General features: G+C 45.2%; 1 pseudogene. It reads left to right on the top strand.

The window, feature by feature from the left end:
* Nucleotides 1-1052: pseudogene (locus GA0116948_RS21375) on the top strand (DUF6443 domain-containing protein); the annotation flags it as partial.

Here is a 1052-nt window from a genome sequence, read left to right on the forward strand (position 1 = left end):
AACCTACAAAGCGGCATTGCACCGGATGAACAAATATTGACTATCCAAGCCTATGATGCAAACGATCGCGTAATAAAAGTTAGCAAACAGATAAATGGTGGCACCCTACGGGTAATAGCCCAAAATACTTACGATGAGTTGGGAAGATTGAAAAAGAAAGTGCTGGACAACAACCTGGAAGCCGTTAATCAAGAATACAACATAAAAGGCTGGTTAAGTGCCATCAACAAAGATTACGTAGCCGGCAGCAATACGGAGGTAAATCACTTCGGTGAAAAGATTAATTATAACACCGGTTTTACAAACCCCCAGTATAATGGCAACATCTCCGGCGTAACCTGGAAAGGTTTTAATGCGCCCATTGCAAGGGCATACGGATATGGCTATGATGCGGCCAGCCGCCTTACCAGCGCCGACTTCAGGCAGCAGAACGACGGCAGCACAGACTATACCAACGATAAAGTGGATTTTACCGTGAGCAGCCTTTCTTACGATGGAAATGGCAATATCCTTTCCATGAATCAAAATGGTTTGAAGGCAGGGCAAATTACGGCGGTAGACCAGTTGCATTACAAATCCATTGATAGTACCAATAAGTTGCAATATGTATGGGACGGCATATCCGATCCAACAAGTACACTGGGTGATTTCCATGAGCCGGCCGCAAATAAAACCAGTAACCAAACAGGTACTGCAGATTATACCTATGACGGCAACGGCAACCTGGTAACAGACCAGAATAAGGCCATCAGTACCATTGTCTATAATCACCTGAACCTGCCCCAGCTAGTGACTATTACCGGCAAAGGAACTGTACAATTTGTGTATAGTGCATCCGGTGATAAATTGAGGAAAATAGTAACGGATAATACCGTCAGTCCTGCCAAAATAACCACCACCGATTATATCAGTGGCATCGTGTACCAAAATGACACCCTTCAGTTTATCCCCCACGATGAAGGCCGGGTACGCCTGGTGTTGAAAACTGGCCAGGCCCCCCAATATGTCTTTGACTATTTCTTAAAGGACCACCTGGGCAATATCCGGGAAGT

The organism is Chitinophaga costaii (assembly GCF_900094705.1).
GTDB classification, from domain to species: Bacteria; Bacteroidota; Bacteroidia; order Chitinophagales; family Chitinophagaceae; genus Chitinophaga; species Chitinophaga costaii.